Origin of the sequence: Xanthobacter albus (assembly GCF_043194895.2) — a bacterium.
GTDB lineage: Bacteria > Pseudomonadota > Alphaproteobacteria > Rhizobiales > Xanthobacteraceae > Xanthobacter.
This window is the reverse complement of sequence record NZ_CM195532.1, coordinates 426,455-451,810: the sequence shown is the minus strand read 5'-3', so window position 1 is coordinate 451,810 and position 25,356 is coordinate 426,455. Positions and strand designations below refer to the sequence as shown.

Here is a 25,356-nt window from a genome sequence, read left to right as displayed (position 1 = left end):
ACTCCTCCTGAATGGGCTGTCCATCCTGTGGACCCGGGCACCATGGGGGATGCAAAGCGCTGCCGTCAACAGACATTCGGCCGCGCCATGCGTGCCGCTGCATGAAATTGCGGCAGGAGGCGCCGCCGCATCCGGCCGGATCGACTTGGTGGCAGGTGTAAATCCAGCATTTCCTGCTGCGTTGCGGCGCAACGATGATTTTCCGTGGGCCGCAACTTGTAATCAGTGGCGAGCGCCGATGAAAGTTATCCTGCCGTGGTGCGGCGTGTCACAATAGCTTCACTTGTGTTGATCTGCCTTTTTCGGACATTTTTGCTGCCCGGCCGGCGCGCCATTGCTTTCCCGGCGCTCCGCACGCGTGGTCCGGGCGCGCCGCGGGGAGGGCCTCAGGCGCCGCGCGGCCCGGCCGCCGGGCGGGGCATCTCGTCCACCCGCCGCAGCTCGGGGAAGAGGCGCATCCAGGCGGCGACCACCAGCAAGGTGCCGATGCCGCCCACCAGCCCTGCGCCCATCGGCCCCAGCAGCGCCGCCACCATGCCGGATTCGAACTCCCCGAGCTGGTTCGAGGTGCCGATGAACAGGGAGTTCACCGCGCTCACCCGCCCGCGCATCTCATCCGGCGTGGAGAGCTGCACCAGCGAGGAGCGGATCACCACGCTCACGTTGTCGGCCGCGCCGGTGACCAGCAGGGCGAGAAGCGAGAGGATGAAGCTCTGCGACAGGGCGAACACGATGGTGGCGACGCCGAACACCGCCACCGCCGCGAACATGGTGGGGCCCACCGCCCGGCTCAGCGGCAGGCGCATCAGCACCAGCGACATCAGCATGGCCCCGACCGCCGGCGCCGCCCGCAGCAGGCCCATGCCCTGCGCCCCCACGTGGAGCACGTCGCGCGCGAACATGGGCAGCAAGGCGGTGATGCCGCCGAGCAGCACCGCGAACAGATCGAGCGAGATGGAGCCGAGCACCACCTTCTGCCGCCGGATGAAGGAGAGCCCCGCCAGCAGCGATGCGACCGTCAGCGGCCCGCGCCGCTCCAGCGGCGCGCGATGGCGGATGGCGAGGATGGAGAGGGTGGCCGCGCCGTAGAAGGCGGCGGCCCCGACGATGGGCGCGACCGGCCCCAGCACATAGGCGAGCCCGCCCAGGGCCGGGCCGATGATGGTGGCGGTCTGGATGGCGGAGGAGGAGACCGCGAGCGCCTTGGGCAGCGCCGCGCCCGGCACCAGACGCGGCAGCAGCGCCGAGAGGGTCGGGTGCTCGAACGCCCGCACCGCGCCGATGATCGCCACCGCCCCGTAGAGGCCGGCGATGCCCACCGCCCCGGTGGCGAGCCCGGCCGCGAGCCCCGCCAGGGTGGCAGTGGCGACGGCGAGGCTGGCGGCCACGATGCGCCGCCGGTCGAAGGTGTCGGCCACATGGCCCACCAGCAGCGACAGGCCGAGCATGGGCAGGAACTGGCACAGGCCCACCAGCCCGAGCGCCACCGCGCTGCCGGTGATCTCGTAGATGAGCCAGCCGACGGCGACGCCCAGCATCTGGAAGGCGAGGGAGGACGCCACCCGGCCGATCCAGAACAGGATGAAATCCGGATGGTCGCGCAGGCGCGCGTCGGCGGGCTGGGTCACGTTCGGGCTCCGGCGCGGGGCGGCCGCTCAGGCGATCCCGTCGGAGCGTGTTCAAGCGAAGCGGATGCCGGCGCGCAAGGAAAAAGCGCGCCGGTTCCGGCGGCGGTGCTCAGTCGCTGGCGAGGATGTGGTTGCGGACGATGGGATAGACCTGCCCGGCCCACTTGCGCCCGGAGAACACGCCGTAGTGGCCGACGCCGGCCTGCATGTGGTGGCGCTTGCGGTGCGGGCGCAGGTTGCTGCAGATGTCCTGCGCCGCCACGGTCTGGCCGAGGGAGCAGATGTCGTCCCGCTCGCCCTCCACCGTGAGCAGAGCGGTGCGGCGGATGGCGCCGAAGTCCAGCGGCCGGCCGCGATAGGTCAGCTCGCCCTTGGGCAGCCGGTATTCCTGGAACACGTAGCGCACGGTCTCAAGGTAGAAATCAGCGTCGAGGTCGAGCACCGCGAAGTATTCGTCATAGAAATTCTTGGTGGCCTCGGCCTTTTCCGCCTCGCCTTCTGCGAGGTCGTTGTAGAGGTCGAAGTGCGCCTTCATGTGGCGGCTGAGATTCATGCTGACGAAGGCGGAAAGCTGCATGAAGCCGGGATAGACCCGCCGCCCGGAGCCGGCGAACCCGCGCGGCACCCGCGAGATGAGGTTGCGCTCGAACCATGCCATGGGCTTGGTGGTGGCGAGCTTGTTCACCGCCGTGGGATTGATGCGGCAGTCGATGGGCCCGGCCATCAGCGTCATGGAGCGCGGGGTGGCGGGGTTGTTGTCCTGGGCCATGACGGCGGTGGCGACCAGCGCCTGCACGCAGGGCTGGCACACCGCCAGCAGGTGCGCGCCCGGCCCCAGGATCTCCAGGAAGCGGATGACGTGCTCGACATAATCGTCGAAGCCGAAGCGCCCGGCGGAAAGCGGCACGTCGCGGGCGTTGTGCCAGTCGGTGATGTAGACGTCGTGGTCCGGCAGCAGGGTCTTGACCGTGTTGAGGAGCAGGGTCGCGAAATGGCCGGAGAGGGGCGCCACCACCAGCACCCGCGGCTGCGCCACGTCGGTGTCCTTGCGGAAGCGCAGCAGGGTGCCGAAGGGGAGGACGGCGGTCTTCTCCTCCCGCACGGGGACTTCGTGGTTGCCCACCTCCACGCTGCGGATGCCGAAATCGGGCCGGGCGTGGCTGAGGCCGGCGCGCTCCACCAGCTCGCAGGCGGCGGAGAAGTGGCGCAGCCCGGCGTGGGCGTAGCCGTTGACGAGGGGACCATTGATGGTCTGGCGGGCGAGCCCGGCGGCGAAGCGCATGGGCTGCATCAGGTCGGCCTGGGTCTGGTATGCCAGATACATCATGGCATCCTGTACCAACGGGCGCCGGCGGATGCCGGCCGCATCGAACACAGCATAGACCCGGTCATAAGGCTGAACCATCCTTCCGCTTCATCCCCGGCTGCCATGTCCGCACGCTGGAGATGAAACCTTAAGTTATTGTCGCAGGGGCACTTTTTCTCTTTCCTGGTGGCGAGATCAGTTGTACCTGTTGAAAGAGATATTGAAGCGGGGCGTGGTGCATTGCAACATGCTTCGTATCTGGGTTCGAAGGTTTGCCGCTGCCTCCCCACCGAGGCCCGGCAGCGCGGACCCGCAAACGTCCCTCCGTCGTCCCGAAGCCCGTGAAACAGCCGAGGCGCATGGCAAGCATGGCAACTCTCACCATCTCCAGCAAGAATTACTCATCCTGGTCGCTGCGCGGCTGGCTCTTGTGCAGGATGGCGGGCCTCGCCTTCGAGGAGGAGCGCGTGCCGGCGGACGACCCCGGCGCGCGGGCGGAGCTGCTGCTGCTGTCGCCGTCGTTCCTGGTGCCGCGCCTGGTGCTCGACGACATCACCGTCTGGGACACGCTCGCCATCGGCTCCGTGCTGGCCGAGATCTTTCCGCAGGCGGGGCTGTTGCCGGCCGACCGGGCGGTGCGCGCACACTGCCTCTCCATCTCCGGCGAGATGCACTCGGGCTTCGCCAACCTGCGCTCGGCGCTGCCCATGAACATCAAGGCCCGCTACCCCGGCTTCAAGGTCTGGGCCGGCGCCCAGGCGGATATCGACCGCATCCTCGCCATCTGGCGCGGCTCCCTCACCGCCCACGGCGGCCCGTTCCTGATGGGCGCGGCGCCGACCCTGGCCGACGCCATGTATGCGCCGGTCTGCTCGCGCTTCACCACCTACGACGTGCCGCTCGACGCCGAGACGGCCGCCTATCGCGACCGCATCATGGCGCTGCCCGCCATGCAGGAGTGGATCGCCGGCGCCTTCGACGAGCCCGAGGAGCTGGAAGAGCTCGACGTGGAGTTCTGATCCGCCGCCGGCCGCGGGGTGTCGCCGGGCCGTTTTCGGCGCCGTTATCCTGTTGCAGGCGCGGACAGGGTGCGATTGCAACCTTTGCGTGCTGGTGGATGCGGGGCGACCGAACGATACCTCCCGCCGGTGGTGCCGGAGCCCGGTGCCCTTCGCGGTTTCGGGATTGGCGTTCCGGCCGGTGGCCCGCGTGGCGCCGGGCCGGGCCCGCTGCGGAGCCGCGAGTGCCGGTTGCCGTGAGGGGCGGTCCAGGATCACCGCCAGACCATGTCCTGCCAGAGGTTCCCATTGATGGCGTCTCCCGCTCGTCTCCTGAAGTCCCGTCGCGTTTCCGCGCTGGTGCTGGCGCTCGGCCTCGCCGCCATGGGCGGTGCTGACGCACTGGCGCAGGCCGCCGCCCCCGCGCAGCCGGCCGCTTCGGCACAGGCCAAGAAGCCCGCTGCCGCGCCCGCGCCGGCGGCTGCCGAAGCCAACCCGCAGGCCACCACCGCCACCTATGGCGACTGGACGGTGCGCTGCGTCACCGCCCAGCCGCAGGGCGGGAAGATCTGCGAGGCGGCCACCGGCGTCCAGGCTCAGGGCCAGCAGGGGCTGCTGGCGCAGGTGGTGGTGGGGCGCCTCGCCAAGGACCAGCCGCCGCGCCTCGTGGTGCAGCTGCCCGCCGGCGTGTTCCTGCCGCCGGGCGCGACCCTCTATGCCGACGAGAAGGCCCAGAGCGGCATCGACACCGCCTTCTCCACCTGCCCGCGCAGCTGCTTCGCCGATGTCGAGCTGAAGGCCGACCAGCTCGCCGCCCTCAAGGCCGCCAAGGGCCCGGGGCGCCTGGAGTTCGTGGACGGCGCCCGCAAGCGGGTGGCGGTACCCATCTCCTTCAACGGTTTCGCCGCCGCCGCCGACGCGGCCCTCAACGCCAAGGACTGATCCGCCGGCCGGCGCCTGCAAGGCCTTGTGGCGGCGGGGGCCGGCGTGTTCCTCTGCGCGGGCCGGCGGCCCTGGGCGGGGCAGGCGGCGATGTGCTATATGCCGTCGCGTCGGGCTCCGCGGGGCCCGGCGCCCGTTGTCGCGCCGCGTTTTCCCGGCGCCGGCGCGCGTGGGCTCACCAGTTTCGGCTGAACGTCTCGACCCTCGGGGCGGGACCTGGGCAAGGGAGAAGACTATGAAGGCGGCTCTCATCGCGGGTGCCATGGCGCTCGCTCTCGCCGGTTGCAGCGAGTATTCCCGTCAGGACCGCGCCGTGGGCGGCGCCCTGCTCGGCGGCGGCGCGGGTGCCGCCATCGGCGCGGCGGCGACCGGCTCCGGCACCGGCGCCCTGGTGGGCGGCCTGATCGGCGCCGGCACCGGCGCCATCATCGGCGCCGAGACCACCCCCAGGGCGTGCTGGGCGCGCGATGCCTATGGCAACCGCTACCAGGTGCAGTGCCGCTGATCCCATGCCCCCCGTGTTCCATGCCCCGTGGCCGTACGCCTGGGGGTGGACGGCATGGCTTCGATGCACGCAATGACGAAGGGCGCTCCACGAGCGCCCTTTTTCGTTTCCGGCCGGGGCTGCGGCGTCATGCCTTCGCGAGTCCGGGCCCGCGGGGAACCGGCGTGAGGATCACGCGTTATGACCGCGATGATGGGCACGGAGGATGCCATGAAGGAAACGCAACCCGCAGCGGGGCCTACGCCCCCATCCGCGCGGCCCGCGAGCGGGGTCCACCACGGCTACGACACGATGGAGTTCTCGCCGCAGGAATGCGCGCGTGATTTTCCGCGCCCGGCGGCTCGGCGCGTCCGGGTGCGGATGGCCGATGAGGAGCAGGCGCTGCTGCGCCGGGTGGCGGTGGAGTTCTCCGCGAACAACGTGGTCCGCGAGGCGGCCGACGCCGATGCGGCGGAGCCGCCTTTGACCGATGGCTCCAGCCGGCTGTACCGGGATTGAGCCGGCGGTGGGGAGGACACCCGCGCATGGCAGATGCGGGGTTCCCCCATATTGAAACGCCGGTGGGGGAATGCAACACGGGGGGCGCCGGGCGTGGAGGTGGAAAGTCACCTCCACACGCGGCGCATGCGTCGCGAGGCCGGCGCGCGTCGGCGGGTGTTTCCGCCAGGCGCCGCGGGGTGGCCGCGCGATGATCCTATCGCCCTTCCCCAAGATCATGCGGGACCAGAAAGAGGCCGGCGGCATGCGCACTCCTCATCGACGCGACATCTCCGCGCGGCAGGATCTGCTGGGCCGCGAACTGCGCCAGCTGTTCGACGACTACAGCCAGGAAGACATGCCGGAGGAGCTGCGCCAGCTCGCGCTCAGGCTGCAGTCGGCGGTGGAGGAGCGGCCCGATGCCGCGCCCGCGCCGGGGGACGCGGCCACGAGCCCCCGGCCGCGCGCGACGAACGCCACCGCTGCCGTTCCCGCCGGCGAGACCGAGACGGCCGGCAGCGCGGCGGACAAGTCCTCCCTGCCGGGCTGACCAACGGCGGCCGCGCGGTCGGAACACTGGAAATCTCGCCCCTCTTAACTTCTCCGCAAGGCCGCATCCGCCAGTGTTCCGCCCATGATGCGCGGCGGTCACTGGTATCTTTTTGCTCCGCTCGTCGGCGCCCTCCTCCTCACCGGCTGCCGCTTCGGCGAAAGCGGGCGGGAGGCCTGGCGCGTCGAGGCCGAGGAGCAGTGCCTGGCGGAAAAGGGCGTGGTGCCCTCCGCCTTCATGGAGCCGTTGTCCGCCATTGGCGGCGAAGGTGCCTGCGGCATGGAGCACCCCTTCCGCGTGCATGCCTTCGCCGAGGGCAACGTGGTGGTGGAGCCGTCCGCCCGGCTCGCCTGCCCGGTGATCCGCGAGCTGGACGCCTGGGTGCAGCAGGTGGTGGAGCCGGCCGCCGAGGCGTGGCTGGGCCAGCCGGTGGTCGCCGTCCGCCAGATGTCGTCCTACTCCTGCCGCAACATGAACGGGCAGGCCAACACCAAGATTTCCGAGCACGCCTTCGGCAACGCGCTGGACGTGGGCGCCTTTCGCACCGCCGACGGGCGCTGGATCACCGTCAAGGACGGCTGGAAGGGCAAGCCGGAGGAGCGCGGCTTCCTGCTCCAGGTGCAGGCGGGCGCCTGCGACCGCTTCACCACCGTGCTCGCGCCCGGCTCCAACGTCTTTCACTACGATCACATCCATGTGGACCTGATGCGGCACGCCAAGGGCCGCACCATCTGCAAGCCCGCGCCCAAGCCCATGCCGGCGCCCGCCATGGCGGCCATGCAGCCCCTGCCGGCGGCTCCGCCCGCGCAGCCGCCCATGCAGCCGGAGCCTCCGCAGGCCGCTCCGGAACCCGCGCCCGAGCCGCCGCGCCCGATGGCGCAGCCGCCGGTCTATGCGCAGCCGCCGGTCTATGCGCCGCAGCCCGTCTATGCGCCGGAGCCGCCGCCGGCGCCGCTGCCGCCGCAGTCGCAGCCCAGCCGGGCGCCCGCGCCCCGGCCGGGCCCGAACCAGCTGCCGCCCGGCTGGCAGGTGGGCCCGGAGGGCCAGCGCCCGCCCGGCCCCATGTCCTATGCGCCGGGGGCTGGCGGCGATGTCACGGGCTCCGTGCCCAAGCGCAAGTATTATTCGGCGCCGGCGCCCCAGCCCTCCACCATCCCCCTGCCGCAGGCGCGGGCGGGCGAGGACTGAGGACCCGCCCCAAGCCGTCGCCCCAAGCCGTCGCCCGGCCGGAAATTCGGCAGGGGGCGCCGTGGAATGACGGGCCGCTCCATGACGACGACACTGGCGCCCCCTGCGGGAAGCGCGCATCCGGGCCCCGGCTTCGTGGGCATCGACGGCTGTCGCGGCGGCTGGATCTGCGCGCGCTGGGATGGCGGATCGCGCCTGGAGCTGAGCCGCCTCGCGCGGCTTGAGGATCTCCTCGCGGAGCCGCCCTTTCCCGTGGTCGCCATCGACATTCCCATCGGCCTGCCGGAGCGGGTGGGGCCGGGCGGGCGCGTGCCCGAGGGGCTGGTGCGGCCCCAGCTCGGCGCGCGGCAGTCCAGCGTCTTTTCCGTGCCCGCGCGTGCGGCGGTGATGGCGGGCCTCGCCGATGGGGAGGACGAGGGCGCGCGCTATCGCGCCGCCTGCGCGGCGGCCCGCGCCACCTCCGATCCGCCGCGGGCGGTGGCGAAGCAGTGCTTTCACCTGTTTCCGAAGATCGGCGAGGCGGATGCCCTGCTGCGCGCGCGGCCGGAACTCGTCGGTATGGTGCATGAATGCCACCCCGAGGTGGCCTTCTGGGCCATGAACGGCGGCCAGCCCCTGGCGCTGCCGAAGAAGGTGGGGAATCGCCCGCATCCGCCCGGGCTGGAGCTGCGGCGGTCTCTGCTCGCGTCCCATGGAATACCGGTGGATGCGCTTGTGGTGCAATGCGCCCTTGCGCTCAAAGCAGGGCTGGACGACCTGATCGATGCGTGTGCCTGCGCGTGGAGCGCCGAAAGAGTGGCATATGGCAAGGCTTTGCGCTTTCCCGACCCGCCGGGGCGCGACATATTCGGCCTGCCGGTTTGCATCATGGCCTGAGGGGCGTATTGCCTTTAGTCGAATTCCGAGGAACGCACCGCGCTCGCTATGCGCGACGAGAAGACTGACTGAGGAAACCCTCGGGGGAACGCCGCCATGCCTCAAGATCGTATTCGCCTCGCCTCCCTGCGCGACAAGATCGTGTCCGCCGAGGAAGCGGCCAGCCACATCAAGGACGGGATGATCCTCGGCATGAGCGGGTTCACCCGCGCCGGCGAGGCGAAGGCGGTGCCCATGGCGCTCGCCGCCCGCGCCAAGGACGCCCACGCCAGGGGCGAGCCGCTCAAGATCACCCTCATCACCGGCGCCTCGCTGGGCAACGACCTCGACAAGCAGATGGCGGAAGCCCACCTGCTCTCGCGCCGCATCCCCTTCCAGTCGGACCCGGCGCTGCGCAAGGCCATCAATTCCGGCGAGGTGATGTTCGTCGACCAGCACCTGTCGGAGACGGTGGAGCACCTGCGCACCCACCAGCTCGGCCCCATCGACGTGGCGGTGATCGAGGCGGTGGGCATCACCGCGTCCGGCGGCATCGTGCCCACCACCTCGGTGGGCAATTCGGCCACCTTCGCCATCCTGGCGGAGAAGGTGATCGTCGAGATCAACCTGACCCAGCCGGCCGAGCTGGAAGGCCTGCACGACATCTACATCCCCACCCGCCGCCCGTTCCGCGAGCCGATTCCGGTGGTGACGCCCGAGAGCCGGGTGGGCCTGCCCTTCATCCCGATCCCGCCGGAGAAGATCGCGGCCATCGTCATCACGGAGAAGCTGGATTCGGCCTCCAACGTGCTGCCGCCGGACCACGAGACCGCGGCCATCGCCTCCCATCTCATGGAGTTCCTGAAGCACGAGGTGAAGATCGGCCGCCTCACCGAGCGGCTGCAGCCGCTCCAGGCGGGCATCGGCACCATCGCCAACGCGGTCATGCACGGCTTCATCGAGAGCCCGTTCCATGACCTCACCATGTATTCCGAGGTGCTCCAGGATTCGACCTTCGACCTGTTCGACGCCGGCAAGATGAACTTCGCTTCCGGCTCGTCCATCACGTTGTCGAAGGCCAAGCACGACCAGGTGATGCCGCACATCACCGACTACAAGTCGCGCCTCATCCTGCGGCCGCAGGAGATCTCCAACCATCCGGAGATCATCCGCCGCCTCGGCATCATCGGCATCAACACGGCTCTGGAATTCGACATCTACGGCAACGTGAACTCCACCCATGTGGGCGGCACCCACATGATGAACGGCATCGGCGGCTCGGGCGATTTCGCCCGCAACGCCTATCTTTCGGTGTTCGTCACCAAGTCCATCGCCAAGGGCGGGGCGCTCTCCTCCGTGGTGCCCATGGCGAGCCACGTGGACCACACCGAGCACGACGTGGACATCCTCATCACCGAGGTGGGCCTCGCCGACCTGCGCGAGCTGGCGCCGCGCGAGCGGGCGCGCGTCATCATCGACAATTGCGTGCACCCCACGTTCCGCGACGAGATGGAAGACTATTTCGCCCGCGCCACCGCGCGCGGCGGCCACACGCCCCACATCATCGAGGAGGCCCTCTCCTGGCATGTGCGGGCGCGCGAGACCGGCTCCATGCACGCCAAGGCGGAACGCAAGATCGCCTGAGCGCGGCCCCGCGCGAACGGCCCTCTCCCCGAGGGGAGGGGGCTGGCCGCGGCCGGCTTTTCCCGGCATGAACCTGCCCATGAGCATCGGTGTCTTCGATTCGGGAAGCGGCGGCCTCACGGTCATGCGCGCCCTCGATGCGGCCCTTCCGGACCGGAACCTCGTCTATCTCGGCGACCACGCCCACGCCCCCTATGGCGACAAGTCGCCCGAGGAGATCTACGCCCTCACTGTGCGCGCCGTGGAGCGGCTGTTCCGCGAGGGCTGCGGGCTGGTGATCCTCGCCTGCAACACGGCGGCGGCGCGTGGCCTGCGCCGGCTGCAGCGCGAATGGCTGCCCCGCGCTTATCCCGCGCGGCGGGTGCTCGGCGTCATCGTGCCGGTGGTGGAGGAGGTGACGGGCGTGCCCTGGATCGCCGACCAGCCGCCGCTGGCGCGTCCGGCGAGGGAGGCCGAGGTGGCGGCGGCGGTGTTCGCCACCCGCCACACGGTGGAGAGCGGCGCGTTCGCGGGGGAGATCCACAAGCGCGCGCCCCACGTGGAGGTGTGGCAGCAGGCCTGCCCCAGCCTCGTGCGGCTGATCGAGGACGATGCGGGGGAAGCGGCGCTCGCCCGCGCCGTGGAGGGCTATGCGGCCGACCTGCTGGCGGGGATGGGGGGCCGCGCGCCCGATGTCTGCATCCTCGGCTGCACCCATTATCCGCTGGTGGAGCCGCTGTTCCGCCGCGCGCTGCCGGCCAAGACGCGCATCCTGTCCCAGCCCGAGGTGACGGCGCGCAGCCTCGGCGCCTACCTCGGCCGCCACCCGGAGCTGGACACGGGCGGCGCCGGCGCGCGGCGGTTCCTCACCACGGGCGATCCGGTCCTCGCCTCGCGCATCGCCTCGCGCTTCTTCGGCCGCACGGTGGCCTTCGCGCCCGCGCCCTGACGCCGAAGGCCCGCGAACGTCCTCACGGGCCGTTCCCTTGGGCTTCCGGCGGGGCCGACGCGGCGTTCGGGCGAACCCGACTTGCAGGCGAAACACGCCTCGCGCCGGCCGGAGACCGGAGCCGATGGCGTGCCGGGCCGCGGTTCAGGCGGCGGCGGCCGCGCCGGTGGCGGCGCCGATCTCGCGCTTCATGGCGGCGATGGTGGCGGCATAGTCCTTCGCGCCGAAGATGGCGCTGCCGGCCACGAAGGTGTCCGCCCCCGCCGCCGCGATGGCGCCGATGTTGTCCACCTTCACCCCGCCGTCGATCTCCAGGCGGATGTCGCGGCCGGTGGCGTCGATGCGCTCGCGGATGGCCTTCAGCTTGCCGAGCGCGCCGGGAATGAACGCCTGCCCGCCGAAGCCGGGGTTCACCGACATCACCAGCACCAGGTCGAGCGCGTCCAGCGTGTAGTCGAGCACGGAGAGGGGGGTGGCGGGGTTCAACACGAGGCCCGCCTTCACGCCCTTGGAGCGGATGAGCTGGAGCGAGCGGTCCACATGCTCGCTCGCCTCCGGGTGGAAGGAGATGAGGTCGGCGCCCGCGCCCGCGAAGGCCTCGATCATGCCGTCCACCGGCTTCACCATCAGGTGCACGTCGATGAAGGCGTCGGTCGCCTTGCGCAGGGACTGGAGCACCAGCGGGCCGATGGTGAGGTTCGGCACGTAGTGGTTGTCCATCACGTCGAAATGGATCCACTCGGCCCCGCCGGCGAGCACCGCGTCCACCTCCGCGCCGAGGCGGGTGAAGTCGGCCGAGAGGATGGACGGGGCGATGACGGGGTGCGCGCGGGCCATGGGAGCCTCCTCGATGCTCAGAATCTGCGGTCTTCATAGCCGGCCTGGGGCCGGTTCTCCACGGCGGGGCGATGAAAGGTGCGTGTCGTCCCGCCGGCCGGGGCTCCGGGGGAGGGCGCTCCCGGAGCCCCGGCCCGGCCCGGCGGCCTCGTGCCGGGAACCACGGGCTGCGCCCATGGTCCTCTCGCCGCCCCGCGCGGCGTCCGGGCCCGCTCGATCAGCCCCGGTCCGGGGACCGGGGCCGATGGCGTCAGGGCATGTCCCCGTCGCATGGAGTCGGGGAAATGCCCTGGATTCCCGAGATCACGCATTTTCTTCACGCGAACCGGGATCCACGTCGCTCGAAAATGCTCTAGTGCACCGTCTGGGCAAGGCTGCCGGCGGCGTAGCGCCGGGCCATGTCGTCGAGATCGATGGGGCGGATCTTTTCCGCCTGGCCGGCGGAGCCGAACGCCTCGAAGCGGGAGATGCACACCTTCTTCGCCTCGTCCATGGCGGCGGAGAGCAGCTTGCGCGGGTCGAACTCCGAGGGGTTCTTCGCCGCCACCCGGCGCATGGCCGCGGTCATGGCGAGGCGGATGTCGGTGTCGATGTTCACCTTGCGCACGCCGTGGCGGATGCCTTCCTGGATCTCCTCCACCGGCACGCCGTAGGTCTCCTTGATGTCGCCGCCGTAGGTGCGGATTTCCTCCAGCAGCTCCTGGGGCACGGAGGAGGAGCCGTGCATCACGAGGTGGGTGGTGGGGATGCGTTGGTGGATGGCCTTCACCCGCGCGATGGAGAGGATGTCGCCGGTGGGCTTGCGGGTGAATTTGTAGGCGCCGTGGGAGGTGCCGATGGCGATGGCGAGGGCGTCGCACTGGGTCGCCTTCACGAACTGCGCGGCCTCGTCGGGATCGGTCAGCAGCTTGGAATGGTCGAGCGCGCCCTCGGCGCCGTGGCCGTCCTCGGCCTCGCCCTTGCCGGTCTCCAGGGAGCCGAGGCAGCCGAGCTCGCCCTCCACCGAGACGCCCACCGCATGGGCGAGCTCCACCACCTTGGCGGTGACGGCGGCGTTGTAGTCGTAGTCGGCCGGGGTCTTGCCGTCCTCCTTCAGCGAGCCGTCCATCATCACCGAGGAGAAGCCGGAGCGGATGGCCGCGAGGCACACGGCGGGAGAGGCGCCGTGGTCCTGGTGCATCACCACCGGAATCTCCGGATAGGCCTCCACGGCGGCGGCGATGAGGTGGCGCAGGAACGCCTCGCCCGCATATTTGCGCGCCCCGGCGGAGCCCTGGAGGATCACCGGCGAGGAGGTGGCGCGGGCCGCCTCCATGATGGCCTTCACCTGCTCCATGTTGTTCACGTTGAAGGCCGGCAGGCCATAGGAATGCTCCGCCGCATGGTCGAGCAGCTGGCGCATGGACACGAGGGCCATCATCCTCTCCTTGGGTTCGCGATGTCGTTCGTTCGGGAGCGCGGCGTGCGCGCCCCTCCCGGCGGTGTTCACGCCGTCGCGCGGCGCACGGCCTCGGCCACCTTCTCGGCGGTGAAGCCGAACAGGGGCCACAGCTCCTTCTCCGGCGCGGATTCTCCGAAGCGGTCGATGCCGATGGCGGTGACGGTGGAGCCGCCTAGCCCGCGCCAGCCCCGCGTCACTCCCGCCTCCACGGTCACGATGGGCACGATGTCCGGCACCAGGGCCGCGCGGGCGGCGGCGGAGAGCGCCTCGAACCGCTCGCGGCAGGGCATGGAGACGAGGCGGGTGGAGATGCCCTCCGCCTCCAGCAGCTCGGCGGCGGCGGCGGCGAGCTTCACCTCCGAGCCGGTGGCGACCAGCACCGCCTGGGGCGTGCCGGCGCCTTCGCGCAGCACATAGGCGCCGTCGGCCATGGCGTCGGCCTGGGCGGGGGTGTGGGCCCAGGTGGGCAGGTTCTGGCGGGAGAGGATGAGGGCGGTGGGCCCGTCCCTGCGGGTGAGGGCGGAGCACCACGCCGCCAGCGTCTCCACCGTGTCGGCGGGCCGCCACACGTCGAGATTGGGGATGAGGCGCAGGCTCTCCACATGCTCCACCGGCTGGTGGGTGGGCCCGTCCTCCCCGAGGCCGATGGAATCGTGGGTGAGGATGTAGATGACCCTCTGCCCCATCAGCGCGCTCATGCGCATGGCGTTGCGGGCGTAATCGGAGAACACCAGGAAGGTGGCCACGAACGGGATGAAGCCGCCGTGCAGCGCGATGCCGTTGGCGATGGCCGACATGCCGAACTCGCGCACCCCATAGAGCACCTGGTTGCCGGCCGCATCGCGCGTCACCGGCGTCGCGCCGGGATAGGTGGTGAGGTTGGAGTGGGCGAGGTCCGCCGAGCCGCCCAGGAATTCCGGCACCGCGGGGGCCAGCGCCGCCAGCGCCTGCTGGCTGGCCTTGCGGGTGGCGATGGTCTCGCGCTTGGCGATGGCGGCCTCGCGCGCGGCGTCGAAGGCGGGCGCGAACGCGGACGAGAGGTCGCCGGAAATGCGGCGGCGGAACTCGGCCGCCTCCTGCGGATAGGCGCGCTCATAGGCGGCCATGCGCGCCTCCCAGGCCTGCTGGCGGGCGGCGCCGGCCTTGCGGGCGTCCCAAGCGGCATAGACCTCGGCGGGCACCTCGAAGGGGGCGTGCGTCCAGCCCATGGCCTCGCGGGTGCGGGCGATCTCCTCCGGCCCCAGCGGCGCGCCGTGGGTGTCCTGGTGGCCCTGCTTGGTGGGGGCGCCGCGGCCGATGACGGTGCGGCAGCAGATGAGCGACGGCCTGCCGGTCTCGGCGAGCGCGGCCTCCACGGCGGCGGCGATGGCGGCGGGGTCGTGGCCGTCCACGGCGCGCAGCACCTGCCAGCCATAGGCCTCGAAGCGGGCGGGGGTGTCGTCCGGGAACCACTCCTCCACCTTGCCGTCGATGGAGATGCCGTTGTCGTCGTAGAAGGCGACGAGCTTGCCGAGGCCGAGCCGCCCGGCCAGCGAGCACACCTCGTGGCTGATGCCCTCCATCAGGCAGCCGTCGCCCAGGAACACGAAGGTGCGGTGATCGACGATGGACAGGCCCGGCCGGTTGAACTGGGCCGCCAGCGTCTTCTCCGCCAGCGCCATGCCCACCGCATTGGCGAGGCCCTGGCCGAGCGGCCCGGTGGTGGTCTCCACGCCGGGCGTCATGCCCAGCTCGGGATGGCCGGGGGTCTTCGCGTGGAGCTGGCGGAAGCGCCTCAGCTCGGCGATGGGCAGGTCGTAGCCGGTCAGGTGCAGCAATGCATAGATGAGCATGGAGCCGTGCCCGTTGGAGAGCACGAAGCGGTCGCGGTCCGGCCAGGCGGGATCGGCGGGATTGTGCCGCAGGTGCCCGCGCCACAGCACGGCGGCGATCTCCGCCATGCCGAGCGGCGCGCCGGGGTGGCCCGACTTCGCCTGCTCCACGGCGTCCATGGCCAGCGCCCTGAGGGCGGCGGTCACGGGCCAGGAGAGCGCACCCGGCGCGCCGGGGGCGGGCGCGGGGGCCGGTGGGGTCGGCATGGCATGGGCGGTCATGGTCTTCTCTCCCTGTGGCGGCGTCCGCCGGCCTGCTCCGCGGCGCGCGGCGGGCTGGATTCTCGTGGGTGCCGTTGGCCGGTCGGCGCGCGGCCGGCATCGGGGCGGCACCGCGCCCCGCGGGACAGCGCCCGCGCCTCGATCCGGGCGCGCGGCGGGGACGTGGGGGAGGATGGCTGCCACGCGTCCCAGGGCTCTTGGAACGTGCCATCCTCCCCCGTCTCCCCCACGCGCGCGGGAGAGGGGTCGCGGCCTTTTCCCCGTGCGCCGGGAAGGGGCCGCGAAGGGCAGGGCCGGAGCGCCGCGGGCGAGAGAACGCGCTCGCCCGAAGCCGGCGCCCCGGCCCCTGGGGCATCTTCAGGCGAAGCGGATGCCCGTTCGCGTGAAGGATGCTCCAGCCGGGCTCATTCGGCCCGGCGCTTGCGGTCCATCAGCTTCATGATGAGCGGGGTGAGCAGGAGCTGCATGGCGAGATCCTGCTTGTTGCCGGGGATGACGATGGAATTCGCCCGCGACATGAAGCTGTTGTGGATCATGGAGAGCAGGTACGGGAAATCGATGCCGTGGGGGTCGCGGAAGCGGATCACCACCATGGATTCGTCCGGCGTCGGGATCCACCGCGCGATGAAGGGGTTGGAGGTGTCCACCGTGGGCACGCGCTGGAAGTTGATGTCGGTCTCGGTGAACTGCGGGCAGATGTAGCGCACGTAGTCCGGCATGCGGCGCAGGATGGTGTCGGTCACGTCTTCCGTGGAATAGCCGCGGGTCGCCTTGTCGCGGTGGATCTTCTGGATCCATTCAAGGTTGATGACCGGCACCACGCCGATCTTCAGGTCCGCGTGGCGGGCGATGTTGATGTCGTCGGTCACCACCGCGCCGTGCAGGCCCTCGTAGAACAGCACGTCGGTGCCTTGCTCCACGGCCTCCCAGCCGGTGAAGCGGCCGGGCTCGGCGCCGTAGAGCTTGGCCTCGCCGGCGTCGTGCACATAGTGGCGGAAGCGGCCGGAGCCGGTGGCGCCGTAGTCCCGGAAGAGGGTCTCCAGCTCGCCCAGCAGGTTGGTCTGCGGCGAGAAATGGGAGAAGTGCTTGTTGCCCTTGGCCGCCTCGGCGGCCATCAGCTCGCGCATTTCAAGCCGGTCGTGGCGGTGGAAGGCGTCGCCCTCCACATAGGCCGCCTTCACGCCCTCGCGGCGGAAGATCTGCTCGAAGGTACGCTTGACCGAGGTCGTCCCCGCGCCCGACGAGCCGGTGACGACGATGATGGGATGCTTGACCGACATTTTGAGCCCCGCCGGAAATCAGATGAAAAGCCCGCGCCGCGCGAACAGGGGAGAGCGCTCGCCGTGGCCGGCGGGCGCGAGGTGGTAGCGCGCGACGCGGGCCACCTCGTCCCTGGCGCCGAACACGAACGGCACGCGCTGGTGCAGGGCGTTGGCGGTGCGCTCCAGGATGGCCGCGCGCCCGTCGGTGGCGGCGCCGCCCGCCTGCTCCATCAGGAAGGCGACGGGGAAGGCCTCGTAGAGCAGGCGCAGGCGGCCCTGGGCGTAGCCCTTCCGGCCGTCGCCGGGATAGAGATAGATGCCGCCGCGGCGGAAGATGCGGTGGGCATCCGCCACCATGGAGGCCACCCAGCGCATGTTGAACGCGCGCTCGCGCGGGCCGGACATTCCGGTGAGGCAATCGTCCACATAGGCGCGCACCGGCTCGTCCCAGTGGTGGTAGTTCGACATGTTGATGGCGAACTCGGCGAGGCCCTCCTTCACGCTCACGCGCGGGTCGGCCAGGCGGAATTCGCCGGCGCGGTCGAGCGCGAAGTGCCAGGTGCCGGCGCCCACCGTCAGCATCAGCGCCACGTGCGGCCCGTAGACGACATAACCCGCCGCGAGCTGGTCGCGCCCGCTTTGGAAGAAGGCGGCGGCATCGCTGGCGCTGACACCCTCAGGCCGGAGGAACACGGCGAAGATGGTGCCCACCGACATGTCGGTGTCGATGTTGGAGGAGCCGTCGAGCGGGTCGATGGCCACCAGCAGCGGCGCGTTTTCGTCGAGCACCACGCTCGCCTCGTTCTCCTCCGAGGCCACGGCCGCCACGGGCGCTTCGGCGAGGGCGGAGATGACGATGTCGTTGGCGATCACGTCGAGCGCCTTCTGCCCCTCGCCGGCCTCGCCGCTGGAGAGGGTGGCGGCGAGATCGCCGCCGAGCGGGCCTTCGCCGATCTTGGCGGCGAGCGCCACGGCGCCCTTCGCCAGCGCTTCCAGCGTCCGGGCCACCTGCCGGCGGGCGCCGTCGCCGCCCGCCCATTCATCGAGCGCGGCGGCAAGGGTGATGCCGGGCGCGGCACGGCTTTCGGCGGCCGGCGCCGCCTGAGGCTCCAACATGGCGTTCTTCTCCCTGGGTCTTCGGCCCTGCGGCCCGTTCGGCGGGCCGTCATGTGGTCTGGTTCGTATCGAACTTTAGTCTTAAATGCGTGCGGCGGCGTGCGGCGTATCGATGCCGCCGGAGAACACGCGGCTTGCCCGCACGTCCCCCTCGGTGAGGGTTTCCAGCGCCGCGCGGTCGGTGAGGCCGCCGGCGTCGAACAGGCGCAGCGACTGGCGCAGGCGCATGCGGTCGAAGGCGTTGCGGATGGAGCGGGCGTTGGCGAAATTGGGCTGCGCGCGGCGCGTCGTCACATATTCCGCGAGCGCCTGCTCGGCCTCGGGGCTGAAGCGGTAGTCCGCTGCCTCGGCCATGGTCCTGGCGATGGCCACCAGCTCGTCGTCCTCATAGTCGGGGAAGTCGATGTGGTGGGCGATGCGGGAGCGGAAGCCGGGATTGCTCTCGAAGAAGCGGTCCATCCGCTCCTTGTAGCCGGCGAGGATCACCACGAGGTCGTCGCGCTGGTTCTCCATCACCTGCAGCAGGATCTCGATGGCCTCCTGGCCGTAGTCGCGCTCGTTCTCGGGCCGATAGAGGTAATAGGCCTCGTCGATGAACAGCACGCCGCCCATGGCCTTCTTCAGTATCTCCTTGGTCTTCGGAGCGGTGTGGCCGATGTACTGCCCGACCAGGTCGTCGCGCGTCACCGAGACCAGATGTCCGCGCCGGACATAGCCGAGGCGGTGGAGGATCTGCGCCATCTTGAGGGCGACCGTGGTCTTGCCGGTGCCGGGGTTGCCGGTGAACGTCATGTGGAGCGTGGGCGCGCCGGCGTTGAGGCCCAGCGTCTCGCGGGCGCGGCCGATGACGAGATGGGCCGCGATCTCGCGGATGCGCCGCTTCACCGGCTTCAGGCCGATCAGCTCGGCTTCGAGGTCGGCCAGGAATTCCGGCACCTCGCTCTCCTGGAAGAGAGCACCGAGGTCGAGCCTGCCGTCGGCGTCCCCCGCCGGCAACGCGGCGGTCGGGGCGGAGAGGGTTGCGTCAAGCATCGCTCGATCCTCGGCTAAGTTGCGCGGTGGGAACAGCCGCGCTGGTGAAGCGGGTGGTGGTGAAGGCAAGGCCCTGAGCTGGCCTCATGGGTCTTGTTCAAGGTTCTTGTTCAAGGTTCTTGTCCAAGGTTCTTGTCCAAGCCCCGCGCGGCGCCGGCCGAAGGCCGGGCCGGGGGCATGAGGGGCCGCCCGCGGAGGCAGACGGGTCGCGGGCGGCCGGCGCTTTCGTTCGAGGTCAGCGCGCCTCGAACTGGGCGCGGTGGCGCATGGCGTAGCGCTGGACGCGGCCTTCTCCCTCGGTGCGGTCGAGGCGGAAGCCGTCCTCCTTCTCCGGCCGCTGCACCAGGAAGGAGAGGCGCACCGTCTCCCAGCCGCGGGTGGAGTCGAAGGCGTTCACCCGCACATACTGGTTGGGGAAGGTGGCGCGGCAGGCGGCGATCTCGCCGAACACGCCGGCCGCGTCCTTCAGGTCGAACATGGGCAGGCCCCACATCTCCCAGTAATTGTTCCGGGGGTGCGGATCGTCCGTGTATTCGACCGAGACCGCCCAGCCCTGCTCCAGGCAATACTGCACCTGGGCCTTGATCTGCGCGTCGGTGAGGTCCGGCAGGAAGGAGAAGGTTCCTTGGGTGATGCGCATCTTCTCTCTCCTCAGGCGACGGACGCGGTGGGCACGTAGTCGGACGTGTCGGTGGAGGCGTAGTTGAAGGTCACCTCGCCCCAGGTATCGAGCGCGGCCTTCAGCGGGGCGCACGACTTGGCGGCGTCGATGAGGATCTCCGGGCCCTCGTTGCGGATGTCCCGGCCCTCGTTGCGGGCGAGGATCATGGCTTCCAGCGCGACGCGGTTGGCGGTGGCGCCGGCCTGGATGCCGTCGGGGTGGCCGATGGTGCCGCCGCCGAACTGAAGCACCACGTCGTCGCCGAACAGGTCGATGAGCTGGTGCATCTGGCCGGCGTGGATGCCGCCGGAGGCCACCGGCATCACCTTCCTGAGGCCCGCCCATTCCTGGTCGAAGAACAGGCCGCGGGCGAGGTCGGTCTTGGTCGTCATCTCGCGGCAGACGTTGTAGTAGCCCTGCACGGTCATGGGGTCGCCTTCCAGCTTGCCCACCGCGGTGCCCGCGTGCAGGTGGTCGACGCCCGCCAGGCGCAGCCACTTGGCGATGACGCGGAAGGAGACGCCGTGGTTCTTCTGCCGCGTGTAGGTGCCGTGTCCCGCGCGGTGCATGTGCAGGATCATGTCGTTCTCGCGGCACCAGTGGGAGATGGACTGGATCGCGGTCCACCCCACGATGAGGTCCACCATTACGACGCAGGAGCCGAGCTCCTTCGCGAACTGGGCGCGGCGGTACATCTCCTCCATGGTGCCGGCGGTGATGTTGAGGTAGTGCCCCTTCACCTCGCCGGTCTCGGCCTGGGCCTTGTTGACGGCCTCCATGCAGTAGAGGAAGCGGTCCCGCCAGTGCATGAAGGGCTGGGAATTGATGTTTTCGTCGTCCTTCACGAAGTCGAGGCCGCCCTTGAGCGCCTCGTAGACCACGCGGCCGTAGTTCTTGCCGGAAAGGCCGAGCTTCGGCTTGGTGGTGGCGCCCAGGAGCGGACGGCCGAACTTGTCGAGGCGCTCGCGCTCCACCACGATGCCCGTGGGCGGGCCCCGGAAGGTCTTCACATAGGCCACCGGCAGGCGCATGTCCTCCAGTCGGGCGGCCTTCAGCGGCTTGAACGAGAAGACGTTGCCGATGATCGAGGCGGTGAGGTTCGCGATCGAGCCTTCCTCGAACAGGTCGAGGTCGTAGGCCACGTAGCAGAAGTACTGCCCCGGCTGGCCGGGCACCGGCTCCACCTTGTACGCCTTGGCGCGGTAGACGTCGGCGGCGGTGAGGCGGTCGGTCCACACCACGGTCCAGGTGGCGGTGGAGCTTTCGCCGGCCACGGCGGCGGCGGCCTCGATGGGGTCCACGCCCTCCTGGGGGGTCACGCGGAACAGGGCGAGGACATCGGTGTCCTTCGGCTGGTAGTCGCCGTCCCAGTAGCCCATCTGGGCGTACTTCAGCACGCCGGCGGCGTACCTCTTCTTTGCATCCTTGATCTGCCCGATGGCGGCGTCGGCACCCATGTTGGCGGCCCTCCTGTCTTGTTGGACAAAAGTTGCACCGGGCCGCGGATTAGGTAAATTTGAATGATCTGAACTTCGCATTCACGATAACTGAATATGGCAGTGCACTGGACCCTGAAGCAGCTCCGCGTGGTGGCCCTCGCCGCGGCCTCCGGCTCCTATGCCAAGGCCGCGCAGGAGCTGAATTTGAGCCCGCCCGCCGTCACCGCGCAGATGAAGGCGCTGGAGGATGCGCTGGGGGTGCCGGTGTTCGAGCGGATCGCCGGCCGGCTGCGACCGACCGCCGCGGGACGGGAGCTGGTTGCTGCATCGCAGCGCGTGTTTCAGGCCCTCGGCGAGGCGGAGCGGGCCATCGCCGCCCTCAAGAGCCCCGATGCCGGCGCGGTGGTGGTGGGGGTGGTCTCCACCGCGAAATACTTCGCGCCCATGGCCCTCGCCGCCTTCCGCAGGCGCCATCCGGGCATCGAGCTGAAGCTCGTCATCGGCAACCGGGCCGAGATCCTCTCGGGGCTCGCCAGCCTCGATCTCGACCTCGCCGTGATGGGGCGGCCGCCCGCCGATCTCGATGCGGAGATGGAGGTGATCGGCGACCATCCCCACGTCATCATCGCGCCCACAGACCACCGGCTGGTGGGCCGCCGGCTCACCCCCGCCGACCTCGCGCGCGAGCCGTTCCTGATGCGGGAGGAGGGCTCCGGCACGCGCATCTTGATGGCGCGGGTGTTCGAGGAGGCGGGCGCGGCGGCGCCGCCCATCGCCATGGAGATCGGCTCCAACGAGACCATCAAGCAGGCGGTGATGGCGGGGCTGGGGGTCAGCTTCATCTCCGCCCACACGGTGGCGGCGGAGGTGGCGGACGGGCGCCTCGCGGTGCTGGAGGTGGCCGGGCTGCCGGTGATTCGCCAATGGCTGGTGGTGCGCGCGCGGGAAAAGCGCCTGCTGCCGGCGGGCCGGGCGCTCCAGGCCTTCCTGGCCGAGGAGGGGCAGGCCTTCCTGCCGCGCATGCAGCCGGGCCCGAAGACATGAACGGCGGGCGTGCCGAGGCACGCCCGCCGCAGGAAGGGACGATCAGGGCGGCGAGAATCCCTTCCTTTCGAACGCCCCCTGCGAGAGGGGCGAGGTTCAACCCTCGGCGCCGTGGTTCCGGCCACCGGGGGGCGGCGGCGCGGAGCGGTGGGAGAGAGGTGGCAGGTCCCTGCCATGGATGTCCCCGGTTCGGGGCCATTTCAAAAACGCATTCCGTGCGTTGCGAAGGTGGGCAGCGAGCGTGCCGGAGCACGCCCGCTGCCGGGAAGGGACGATCAGGGCGGCGAGAATCCCTTCCCTTTCGAGAGCCCCCGGTCCGGGGCTGTCCTCAATCCTCGGCGCCAGGGCCGCCGGGCGGTGGCGGCGGAGGGAAGCGTCCGCCCGGTGGCGGCAGCAGGGCGGGGCCCAGCCGGGCCACCCGGTCGAGCTGCTCGGGTGTGAGCCGGGCCTTCAGGGCGGCGACGGCGCGGGCGAGCCGCTCGCCGGTGCGGCCCTGCTCCTGCAGGCGGCCGGCCAGCGTGTCGACGGCGGCGAAGGGGGCCGCCTCGCCGGTCCTCGCGGCGCCGGCGGCGGGCCGGGGCGGGGGCGGCAGGCTGGCCTGGAGCGCATCGGTGAGGTCGCGCCAGGCGTCGAGCTGGTCGGCGCGGATGCCGATGGCGGTCTCCGCGCCGGCGAGGGCGCGGGCATAGCCGAGCGGGTCGGGGGGCGGTCCGGGCGGGCCCGGCCGGCGGGGGCCGGGGCCCCTCAGCGGCCGCGCTCCGGGGCCGGCCGCCGGGTCCGCGGGCGGCGGCTCGGGCGGGGCGTCGGCGGCCGCGATGAGCAGACCGCCCGCCTCCGGCGGCGGCGCGCCGGGGGGCATGTCGAGCTCCGCCACCTGCACGAATGGCCGCGCGGCATGGGTGGAGGCGGCCACCGGCAGGCGATCCTGCGTCTTGGCCGCGCTGCCCTGCGCCGCGGCTCCGCCCACCAGGCAGGCGGCGACGCCCGACAGCAGCAGGACCCGGATGGCTCGAAACGTCATCTCCATCGCTCCGGCGATGATTGCGATGGGGAGACACTGGACCGGCTCTGTTGCGCGCGAAGGTCCGGCCATATCCCAACGTGTCCGGCACGGGCGGATTTGTAATTCAATGTTGCCAATCGCGTTCCGGCAAAGAAACGTTGCACGCGCGGGCGCCGGAAGCCCGGCGGGGGCGTCTAATACCGGTGACCCGCGGGATGCCTCGCTCGCCGCCGGTCGCGGACGGGGGCGCTGGTGTAAGCTGCGCGGGGGAGAGGAGCATGAAGCCGGTGGAGAGCGGAGCGCACATTCTCGTCGTGGACGACGACCTGGAGATCCGCAAGCTGCTGGGCCGCTACCTGGTGGGCCAGGGCTTCCGCGTGACCATGGCCGGCGACGGCCGCGAGATGGGCGAGAAGCTCGCCACCCAGCGCATCGACCTCGTGGTACTGGACCTGATGCTGCCCGACGCCTCCGGCCTCGACCTGTGCCGCGAGCTGCGCGCCTCCTCCAACGTGCCGGTGATCCTGCTCACCGCCCTCAAGGAGGATGTGGACCGCATCATCGGCCTTGAGATCGGCGCCGACGACTATCTGGGCAAGCCCTTCAACCCGCGCGAGCTGGTGGCGCGCATCCGCGCCGTGCTGCGCCGCGCGGCGCCGAGCGAGCCGGAGCAGGCACCGCCGCGCGCCTTCCGCTTCGCCGGCTTCCGCGCCGAGCCGGACCTGCGCCGCGTCACCGCCGACGACGGCCGCGAGGTCACGCTGACCGGCGCCGAGTTCGACCTGCTGATGGCGTTCCTGGAGCGGCCCGGCCGCATCCTCTCCCGCGACCAGCTTCTCGATATCACCAAGGGGCGGGAGGCCGGCCCGTTCGACCGCTCCGTGGACGTGCTGGTGAGCCGCCTGCGCCGCAAGCTCGGCGACCAGGGCGCCTACCAGATCCTCAAGACCCTTCGGAACGGCGGCTATCAGCTCGCCGTGCGGGTCGAGCTGGAGGAGGCCTCGTGAGGAGCCTGCGCGCCCAGGTCACGGCGCTGCTGGTGGTGGCCATGGTGCTGGTGGTGGCGTTCGCCAACGTGGCCTCCTTCTTCCTCACGGCGCCATCGGGACCCCCGCCCTTCATCGCCGACGACGCGGCGACCCAGTTCGCTTTGGTCGCCGCGCTCGCGGCGCGCACCCCCCGTGACGGCGATCCGGGCGAACCGCCACACAACTTGCCACAAGACCTGCCCAATGACCTGCCGGGCGTCGCCGTGCGCGCCCACCGGCCGGAAGGCGAGCGCAACCCCTTCGCCACCGAGCAGATGCGGGAAGCCCTGCGCCGGCTCGGAAAGCCGCTTCCGGTCGAGGTGGTGGACGCGCCCGAAGGGGGCCCGCCCATGGCGACCCTGCGGCTGGCGGACGGCCGCTGGCTGGTCACCCGGGCCCACATCTTCGGCCTGCGTCCGCCCCCGCCTCCCGGCATTCTCGGCCGCCCCGGCTGGACGCTGAACCTCGCCACCTGGCTCATCCTGATGGTGGCCGGCATCACCGCGGTGGTGCTGCTGGTGATGCGCCGCATCATGAAGCCGCTCTCCCTCATCGAGGAGGCGGCGGCGCGGATCGGGCCCGACGGCGAGCCGCCGGTGCTGCCGGAGGAAGGACCGGAGGAAGTGCGCGCCGCCGCCGCCGCCATCAACCGCCTTTCCGCCCGCCTCAAGGGCGCCATGGAAAGCCGCATGCGCATCGTCGCCGGCGCCGCCCACGACCTGCGCACCCCGCTGACCCGGATGCGGCTGCGCGCCGAGTTCATCCCCGACGAGGAGGAGCGGGCGCAGTGGCTCTCCGATCTCGCGGAGCTGGACCGCATCGCTGACAGCGCCATCCGCCTGGTGCGCGAGGAGGTGGAGGCCGGAGCCGGCGCGCCGGTGCGGCTCGACCTGATGGCGGCGGAGGTGGTGAGCGAGGTGGTGGAGATGGGCCGCCCCGCGGTGCTGCTCAATGCCGAGCCGGTGACGGTGCTGGGGCGCCCGCTGTCGCTGAAGCGGGCGGTGCGCAACCTCGTGGTCAATGCCGCCACCCACGGCGGCGGGGCGCGGGTGACGGTGCGCCTGAACAGCGTGGAGGCGGACGGCCCGCTGCGCGCGGTGCTGGCCATCGAGGACGACGGGCCCGGCATTCCGGAGGCGCTGATGGGGCAGGTGTTCGAGCCCTTCTTCCGGGTCGATCCGGCGCGCCAGACCAAGATTCCCGGCGCCGGGCTCGGCCTCGCCATCGCCAATGAGATCCTGGCCCGGCACGGCGGGCGCCTCACCCTGGTGAACCGCCCCGGCGGCGGCCTGCTGCAGCGGGCGGACCTGCCGGCGGCGCCGGTGGAGGCTGGGCCCTCCGTCGGCCCCGTGGCGGGCGTTTCTGGCGCCTGAGCCGGG

At 71.0% G+C, this 25,356-nt stretch carries 23 protein-coding genes; 12 read left to right on the top strand and 11 right to left on the bottom strand.

Going from position 1 to position 25,356, the window contains the following annotated elements; translation table 11 throughout:
• Nucleotides 1-386 precede the first annotated feature (386 nt).
• Together V5F75_RS02060 and V5F75_RS02055 are read right to left on the bottom strand one after the other, a co-directional pair.
• Entirely contained in the window at nt 387-1,628 is a 1,242-nt protein-coding gene (locus V5F75_RS02060) for an MFS transporter (protein ID WP_394036295.1), read from the bottom strand.
• Nucleotides 1,629-1,737: 109 nt separating this feature from the next.
• Nucleotides 1,738-2,955, bottom strand: a complete 1,218-nt coding sequence (locus V5F75_RS02055; protein ID WP_394036430.1) for a polyhydroxyalkanoate depolymerase — start codon at nt 2,953-2,955, stop codon at nt 1,738-1,740.
• A gap of 347 nt (nt 2,956-3,302) precedes the next feature.
• Here V5F75_RS02055 and V5F75_RS02050 point away from each other — a divergent pair, with 347 nt between their 5' ends.
• The 9 genes from V5F75_RS02050 to murI all read left to right on the top strand — a co-directional run bounded on the left by V5F75_RS02050 (nt 3,303) and on the right by murI (nt 11,021).
• On the top strand, nt 3,303-3,953 hold the full coding sequence (locus V5F75_RS02050) for a glutathione S-transferase family protein (protein ID WP_394036297.1): 651 nt from the start codon (nt 3,303-3,305) through the stop codon (nt 3,951-3,953).
• Between the two features lie 291 nt (nt 3,954-4,244).
• On the top strand, nt 4,245-4,874 hold the full coding sequence (locus tag V5F75_RS02045; RefSeq protein WP_394036299.1) for an invasion associated locus B family protein: 630 nt from the start codon (nt 4,245-4,247) through the stop codon (nt 4,872-4,874).
• A gap of 235 nt (nt 4,875-5,109) precedes the next feature.
• Nucleotides 5,110-5,379, top strand: a complete 270-nt coding sequence (locus tag V5F75_RS02040) for a YMGG-like glycine zipper-containing protein (RefSeq protein ID WP_393989427.1) — start codon at nt 5,110-5,112, stop codon at nt 5,377-5,379.
• Nucleotides 5,380-5,559: 180 nt separating this feature from the next.
• Nucleotides 5,560-5,877 (top strand): hypothetical protein, encoded by a 318-nt coding sequence (locus tag V5F75_RS02035; RefSeq protein ID WP_394036301.1) that lies wholly within the window; start codon nt 5,560-5,562, stop codon nt 5,875-5,877.
• 244 nt (nt 5,878-6,121) lie between these two features.
• Nucleotides 6,122-6,406, top strand: coding sequence for a hypothetical protein (locus V5F75_RS02030; RefSeq protein ID WP_394036303.1), 285 nt, complete (start codon nt 6,122-6,124; stop codon nt 6,404-6,406).
• A gap of 84 nt (nt 6,407-6,490) precedes the next feature.
• On the top strand, nt 6,491-7,594 hold the full coding sequence (locus V5F75_RS02025) for an extensin-like domain-containing protein (RefSeq protein ID WP_394036305.1): 1,104 nt from the start codon (nt 6,491-6,493) through the stop codon (nt 7,592-7,594).
• Between the two features lie 81 nt (nt 7,595-7,675).
• Nucleotides 7,676-8,470, top strand: coding sequence for a DUF429 domain-containing protein (locus tag V5F75_RS02020; RefSeq protein ID WP_394036307.1), 795 nt, complete (start codon nt 7,676-7,678; stop codon nt 8,468-8,470).
• A 96-nt stretch (nt 8,471-8,566) separates the two neighbouring features.
• Nucleotides 8,567-10,093, top strand: a complete 1,527-nt coding sequence (gene scpC / locus V5F75_RS02015) for a succinyl-CoA:acetate CoA-transferase ScpC (RefSeq protein WP_394036309.1) — start codon at nt 8,567-8,569, stop codon at nt 10,091-10,093.
• A 79-nt stretch (nt 10,094-10,172) separates the two neighbouring features.
• Complete coding sequence (gene murI, locus V5F75_RS02010) at nt 10,173-11,021, top strand: glutamate racemase (RefSeq protein WP_394036311.1); 849 nt, start codon at nt 10,173-10,175, stop codon at nt 11,019-11,021.
• A gap of 144 nt (nt 11,022-11,165) precedes the next feature.
• Here the strand turns inward: murI and rpe are convergent, their stop codons facing one another.
• The 8 genes from rpe to V5F75_RS01970 all read right to left on the bottom strand — a co-directional run bounded on the left by rpe (nt 11,166) and on the right by V5F75_RS01970 (nt 20,920).
• Nucleotides 11,166-11,858 (bottom strand): ribulose-phosphate 3-epimerase, encoded by a 693-nt coding sequence (gene rpe, locus V5F75_RS02005; RefSeq protein WP_394036313.1) that lies wholly within the window; start codon nt 11,856-11,858, stop codon nt 11,166-11,168.
• Between the two features lie 352 nt (nt 11,859-12,210).
• The gene (gene fba / locus V5F75_RS02000; protein WP_394036315.1) at nt 12,211-13,275 is read right to left on the bottom strand and encodes a class II fructose-bisphosphate aldolase; all 1,065 of its coding nucleotides are present in this window, start codon (nt 13,273-13,275) and stop codon (nt 12,211-12,213) included.
• 68 nt (nt 13,276-13,343) lie between these two features.
• Nucleotides 13,344-15,392: a transketolase gene (gene tkt / locus V5F75_RS01995; protein WP_394036317.1), complete on the bottom strand. Its 2,049-nt coding sequence runs from the start codon at nt 15,390-15,392 to the stop codon at nt 13,344-13,346.
• Nucleotides 15,393-15,796: 404 nt separating this feature from the next.
• Nucleotides 15,797-16,672: a phosphoribulokinase gene (locus V5F75_RS01990; RefSeq protein WP_394036319.1), complete on the bottom strand. Its 876-nt coding sequence runs from the start codon at nt 16,670-16,672 to the stop codon at nt 15,797-15,799.
• An 18-nt stretch (nt 16,673-16,690) separates the two neighbouring features.
• The gene (locus V5F75_RS01985) at nt 16,691-17,770 is read right to left on the bottom strand and encodes a class 1 fructose-bisphosphatase (RefSeq protein ID WP_394036321.1); all 1,080 of its coding nucleotides are present in this window, start codon (nt 17,768-17,770) and stop codon (nt 16,691-16,693) included.
• Nucleotides 17,771-17,851: 81 nt separating this feature from the next.
• Complete coding sequence (cbbX, locus tag V5F75_RS01980) at nt 17,852-18,802, bottom strand: CbbX protein (RefSeq protein ID WP_394036323.1); 951 nt, start codon at nt 18,800-18,802, stop codon at nt 17,852-17,854.
• Nucleotides 18,803-19,037: 235 nt separating this feature from the next.
• Nucleotides 19,038-19,442 (bottom strand): ribulose bisphosphate carboxylase small subunit, encoded by a 405-nt coding sequence (locus V5F75_RS01975; RefSeq protein ID WP_394036325.1) that lies wholly within the window; start codon nt 19,440-19,442, stop codon nt 19,038-19,040.
• An 11-nt stretch (nt 19,443-19,453) separates the two neighbouring features.
• Nucleotides 19,454-20,920, bottom strand: a complete 1,467-nt coding sequence (locus V5F75_RS01970; RefSeq protein ID WP_394036327.1) for a form I ribulose bisphosphate carboxylase large subunit — start codon at nt 20,918-20,920, stop codon at nt 19,454-19,456.
• A gap of 96 nt (nt 20,921-21,016) precedes the next feature.
• Here V5F75_RS01970 and V5F75_RS01965 point away from each other — a divergent pair, with 96 nt between their 5' ends.
• Nucleotides 21,017-21,946: a LysR family transcriptional regulator gene (locus V5F75_RS01965; RefSeq protein WP_394036329.1), complete on the top strand. Its 930-nt coding sequence runs from the start codon at nt 21,017-21,019 to the stop codon at nt 21,944-21,946.
• 328 nt (nt 21,947-22,274) lie between these two features.
• On the opposite strand, the gene V5F75_RS01960 is transcribed toward V5F75_RS01965, so the two are convergent.
• The gene (locus V5F75_RS01960) at nt 22,275-22,967 is read right to left on the bottom strand and encodes a hypothetical protein (protein ID WP_394036331.1); all 693 of its coding nucleotides are present in this window, start codon (nt 22,965-22,967) and stop codon (nt 22,275-22,277) included.
• Nucleotides 22,968-23,227: 260 nt separating this feature from the next.
• On the opposite strand from V5F75_RS01960, the gene V5F75_RS01955 reads away from it, so the two are divergent.
• Nucleotides 23,228-23,956 (top strand): response regulator, encoded by a 729-nt coding sequence (locus V5F75_RS01955; RefSeq protein WP_394036333.1) that lies wholly within the window; start codon nt 23,228-23,230, stop codon nt 23,954-23,956.
• Nucleotides 23,953-25,350 carry an ATP-binding protein gene (locus V5F75_RS01950; protein WP_394036336.1) on the top strand — a complete coding sequence of 466 codons (1,398 nt, stop codon included), beginning with the start codon at nt 23,953-23,955 and terminating at the stop codon, nt 25,348-25,350. The genes V5F75_RS01955 and V5F75_RS01950 overlap by 4 nt, the downstream gene beginning before the upstream one ends.
• Nucleotides 25,351-25,356: the final 6 nt, after the last annotated feature.

Excerpts from the sequence above, each read along its gene's own strand:
- V5F75_RS02055 (WP_394036430.1), bottom strand. The coding sequence starts at position 2,955 with ATGATGTATCTGGCATACCAGACCCAGGCCGACCTGATGCAGCCCATG.
- V5F75_RS02050 (WP_394036297.1), top strand. The coding sequence starts at position 3,303 with ATGGCAACTCTCACCATCTCCAGCAAGAATTACTCATCCTGGTCGCTG.
- V5F75_RS02045 (WP_394036299.1), top strand. The coding sequence starts at position 4,245 with ATGGCGTCTCCCGCTCGTCTCCTGAAGTCCCGTCGCGTTTCCGCGCTG.
- V5F75_RS02040 (WP_393989427.1), top strand. The coding sequence starts at position 5,110 with ATGAAGGCGGCTCTCATCGCGGGTGCCATGGCGCTCGCTCTCGCCGGT.
- V5F75_RS02035 (WP_394036301.1), top strand. The coding sequence starts at position 5,560 with ATGACCGCGATGATGGGCACGGAGGATGCCATGAAGGAAACGCAACCC.
- V5F75_RS02030 (WP_394036303.1), top strand. The coding sequence starts at position 6,122 with ATGCGCACTCCTCATCGACGCGACATCTCCGCGCGGCAGGATCTGCTG.
- V5F75_RS02025 (WP_394036305.1), top strand. The coding sequence starts at position 6,491 with ATGATGCGCGGCGGTCACTGGTATCTTTTTGCTCCGCTCGTCGGCGCC.
- V5F75_RS02020 (WP_394036307.1), top strand. The coding sequence starts at position 7,676 with ATGACGACGACACTGGCGCCCCCTGCGGGAAGCGCGCATCCGGGCCCC.
- scpC (WP_394036309.1), top strand. The coding sequence starts at position 8,567 with ATGCCTCAAGATCGTATTCGCCTCGCCTCCCTGCGCGACAAGATCGTG.
- murI (WP_394036311.1), top strand. The coding sequence starts at position 10,173 with ATGAGCATCGGTGTCTTCGATTCGGGAAGCGGCGGCCTCACGGTCATG.
- rpe (WP_394036313.1), bottom strand. The coding sequence starts at position 11,858 with ATGGCCCGCGCGCACCCCGTCATCGCCCCGTCCATCCTCTCGGCCGAC.
- fba (WP_394036315.1), bottom strand. The coding sequence starts at position 13,275 with ATGGCCCTCGTGTCCATGCGCCAGCTGCTCGACCATGCGGCGGAGCAT.
- tkt (WP_394036317.1), bottom strand. The coding sequence starts at position 15,392 with ATGACCGCCCATGCCATGCCGACCCCACCGGCCCCCGCGCCCGCCCCC.
- V5F75_RS01990 (WP_394036319.1), bottom strand. The coding sequence starts at position 16,672 with ATGTCGGTCAAGCATCCCATCATCGTCGTCACCGGCTCGTCGGGCGCG.
- V5F75_RS01985 (WP_394036321.1), bottom strand. The coding sequence starts at position 17,770 with ATGTTGGAGCCTCAGGCGGCGCCGGCCGCCGAAAGCCGTGCCGCGCCC.
- cbbX (WP_394036323.1), bottom strand. The coding sequence starts at position 18,802 with ATGCTTGACGCAACCCTCTCCGCCCCGACCGCCGCGTTGCCGGCGGGG.
- V5F75_RS01975 (WP_394036325.1), bottom strand. The coding sequence starts at position 19,442 with ATGCGCATCACCCAAGGAACCTTCTCCTTCCTGCCGGACCTCACCGAC.
- V5F75_RS01970 (WP_394036327.1), bottom strand. The coding sequence starts at position 20,920 with ATGGGTGCCGACGCCGCCATCGGGCAGATCAAGGATGCAAAGAAGAGG.
- V5F75_RS01965 (WP_394036329.1), top strand. The coding sequence starts at position 21,017 with ATGGCAGTGCACTGGACCCTGAAGCAGCTCCGCGTGGTGGCCCTCGCC.
- V5F75_RS01960 (WP_394036331.1), bottom strand. The coding sequence starts at position 22,967 with ATGACGTTTCGAGCCATCCGGGTCCTGCTGCTGTCGGGCGTCGCCGCC.
- V5F75_RS01955 (WP_394036333.1), top strand. The coding sequence starts at position 23,228 with ATGAAGCCGGTGGAGAGCGGAGCGCACATTCTCGTCGTGGACGACGAC.